This window comes from Mesorhizobium sp. B1-1-5 (genome assembly GCF_006443065.1).
In the GTDB taxonomy this organism is placed as follows: Bacteria; Pseudomonadota; Alphaproteobacteria; order Rhizobiales; family Rhizobiaceae; genus Mesorhizobium.
In genome coordinates this window covers 1-3,243 of sequence record NZ_VFWS01000215.1, presented here as the reverse complement: position 1 = coordinate 3,243, position 3,243 = coordinate 1, and the positions used below count along the sequence as shown (strand labels likewise).

Below are 3,243 nucleotides of genomic sequence, written 5' to 3'. Positions count from 1 at the left end.
TGCCACGCAACACAGCAAAATTGGATAGGCTGAGTTCCTTCGCGCCCCCCTCTGTCCTGCCGGACATCTCCCCCTCTTGGGGGGAGATTGGCGGTTCAAGCGCCGGCTCTCCTCCTGCAACGTCGAAGATTGGCGCAAGCGGGGATGACAGCACAATCTCCCCCCTAGAGGGGGAGATGCCCGGCAGGGCAGAGGGGGGCGCCGTAGAGTGCCAGCTTTCCAGGTTGGCTTTCCTAGCCGCTGCCCTAGCTGCTCTCCCCACGCCCGCCTTCGCCCATGCCTCCGACCGCGGCCACGTCCTGCTTCTCCCGACCGGCTACTACATCGCCGGCGGCGCTTTTGCCGTGGCCGTCAGCTTCCTCGTGCTGGCGCTGCTGCCGCCTGCCACCCTCGACAATTTCTGGCGCCGACGCCTGCCCCTGTTCACCTTCAGCGACACCCCCCGCATTGTCGTCAGCCTGATTTCATTTGCCGGCTTTGCGCTTCTCATCGCCGCTGGCCTCGTCGGCAGTCGCGACCCGCTTTCCAACCCGCTGCCACTGGTGATCTGGACGCTGCTCTGGGCCGGCTTCACCCTGCTGCAAGGCGTGCTCGGCGACCTGTGGGCGTGGCTCAACCCATGGTACGGCCCTTGGCGCGTCGTAAGCCGTCTTGTCCGCTCCCGATGGAGCGAAGCCCAGCCGTCACATCTGCCGTCAAGGCTCGGCTACTGGCCGGCCTTCGCGCTGTTCTTCGCCTTCGCCTGGTTCGAGCTGATCGATCCGGCGCCCGACGATCCGGCTCGCCTTGCCTTTGCCGCCGGCATCTATTGGCTGGCGAGCTTTGTCGCGATGCTTATCTTCGGCTACGACGCTTGGAGCCGGCGCGGCGAATTCCTCACTGTCTTCTTCACCATGGTTGCCGGCTTCGCGCCCGTCGAGCGCCTCGATGGCCGACTCTCGCTCTGCTGGCCCGGCGCCAAGCTGCTGGCGGCCGCGCCGCTGCCGCCAAGCGGCACAGCCTTTCTCCTCTTGGCCTTGTCCTCGGTGTCGTTCGATGGGCTGTCGAAGACCTTCCTCTGGCTCGGTCTGTTCGGCGTCAACCCGCTGGAATATCCAGGCCGCACCGCCCTGGTCGGCATCGGCAGCTTCGGCCTCGTCCTGACTTTCGTCCTGCTGGCAGCGGTGTTCGCGTTGGCCGTCTTTCTCGGACAGCGCCTCGCCGGCGATGCGCAGTCGTTCGCAAAAGCCGCCGGCCTCCTGGTTTGGTCGATCGTGCCGATCGCGCTCGCCTATCACATTGCGCATTACCTCACCGTGCTCCTGGTCGACGGCCAGTATGCGCTGGTCGCGCTCTCCGATCCTTTCGCGCTCGGCTGGAACCTGTTCGGCACCGCCAACAGGATGGTCGAGGCCGGCGTCGTCGCCGGAGCCGGGTCTGCCTGGTGGCTGTGGAACCTGCAGGCCGGCGTCATCATCGCCGGCCATGTGCTGGCGGTCCTCGTCGCGCATGGCCTTGCCTGGCGTCTCCATCCTCAGCCGTCGCGCGCGGCGCTCAGCCAGCTGCCGCTCACGGTGCTGATGATCGCCTACACGATCTTCGGCCTCTGGCTGCTTGCCACGCCGACCGCCGGATGAGACAAGGGCCGCCGTCATGACGCGAGGGAAGCTGGCTTGCCACGTCGCGGCTTTGGTGATTTAGTTTGTATACATGCAATTTTCCCATCCTTCGGAAGGGGATGGTTTAGCCGCCTTATCGCTGGTCAAGACTGAAAAACAGGGGAACCGACATGGCTGACAAGAACGGATATTTCGACCTCTCCAAGACGACGCTGTCGCGCCGTACCGCGCTGAAGGGCATGGCCGCCGGCGCAGGCCTGGCGCTGGCGCCGGGCTTCGTCCGTTACAGCCAGGCGCAGAGCTCGGCGCCGATCAGAATAGGCTTCCAGTCGCACCGCACCGGCATCGGCGCCGCCTATGGTCGCTGGTACGAGAAGACGAGTGCTGCCGCCGTCAAGGCGATCAACGACGCCGGCGGCATCAGCGGCCGCAAGGTCGAGCTGGTCATCGAGGATGACGGCACCGATCCGGCGCGCGGCGCCGAGGTGGTCAACAAATTCGCCAAGCAGCACAAGACCGACATCGTCTTCGGCACTCTGTTCTCGCATGTCGTGATCGGTTCGGCGCCCGCCGCCGGCGAGAACAAGATCCCCTATTTCGTGGTCAGCGAAGGTCATCACGTCGCCTCCACCAAGCTCAACCGCTACGTCTTCCAGCCCGGCATCACCGACGTGAAGAGCCAGATACAGTCGATGGCGCCGTGGATCGCGGCGAACGCCGGCAAGAAGGTGACGCAGATCTTCCCCGACTTCGCCTTCGGCTACGACCATCGCGACTACCTGCCGCCGGCGCTGAAGGCGCAAGGCGCCGACGTGATCGCTCAGATCGCCATCCCGCCGACAGAGAGCTCCTTCACAAAGTACTTCCCGCAGATCCCGGCCGAGACCGATGTGATCTACCACGTCATGGTCGGCCCGGCCGTGCTCACCTTCGTCAAGGAGCTCGGCGAGTTCTATGGCTCGCAACGGCCGCAACTCTTCGGCTTCATCGATTCGCTCGAAGCCGTCGACATCAACAGCCCCGGCCTCGAATTCCTCGACGGCAGCCATTTCTGGGAAGGCTCGCCGCGCTACGCGCAGCCCGATGACTCGGCGGCGCAGAAAGCCTACCGCGCCGCGGTCGGCATCGACGACAACGGCGCAGCCGTCGGCGACCCCAAGGACGTCTCCACCGCCGCCCATATGTTCGGCTGCTGGGAAACGCTCTATGTCGTCAAGAAGGCGATGGAGGACGCCGGCTACAAGGGACCGGAGGACCGCGCCAAGCTGGTCGAGGCTACCGAGGCGCTGAAGGAGTTCGCCGAAGGGCCGGAGCATCCGCAAGGGCCAAAGACGTTCAACGGCAAGATCCACCAGTGCTTCGGCATCCAGAACATCTCCAAGGTCGAGGGCGGCAAGCTCAAGGTCGTCCACAAGACCAAGATCGAGGACGGCCTCTATGAGCCGGAAGGGGATTATACGACGCAGGCGCTATAGGCCCATTCCGGCCAGCGTGAGCGCCCAGGCCCCCCTCTCTGTCCTGCCCGTCCTCCGCAGCAGCTGCGCTGCCGCTTCGGAGGGTGGACCGGACATCTCCCCCTCAGGGCAGGGCAATCTCCTGTGGCTTTGGGAGTTTGGACAACCCGGCATGTCTTGGCGTCATCCTC

2 protein-coding genes are annotated in these 3,243 nt (G+C 65.0%); both read left to right on the top strand.

All coding sequences use genetic code 11. From position 1 onward, the window contains the following. The first annotated feature begins 176 nt into the window (after positions 1–176). Positions 177–1,616, top strand: a complete 1,440-nt coding sequence (locus FJ980_RS29490) for a hypothetical protein (protein WP_140547151.1) — start codon at positions 177–179, stop codon at positions 1,614–1,616. Between the two features lie 152 nt (positions 1,617–1,768). Beyond that, positions 1,769–3,073, top strand: a complete 1,305-nt coding sequence (locus FJ980_RS29485; protein WP_140547150.1) for an ABC transporter substrate-binding protein — start codon at positions 1,769–1,771, stop codon at positions 3,071–3,073. Positions 3,074–3,243 lie beyond the last annotated feature (170 nt).

What these genes read in the sequence shown, in the direction of transcription:
- FJ980_RS29485 (WP_140547150.1), top strand. Translation starts at nt 1,769, where the DNA reads ATGGCTGACAAGAACGGATATTTCGACCTCTCCAAGACGACGCTGTCG.
- FJ980_RS29490 (WP_140547151.1), top strand. Translation starts at nt 177, where the DNA reads ATGCCCGGCAGGGCAGAGGGGGGCGCCGTAGAGTGCCAGCTTTCCAGG.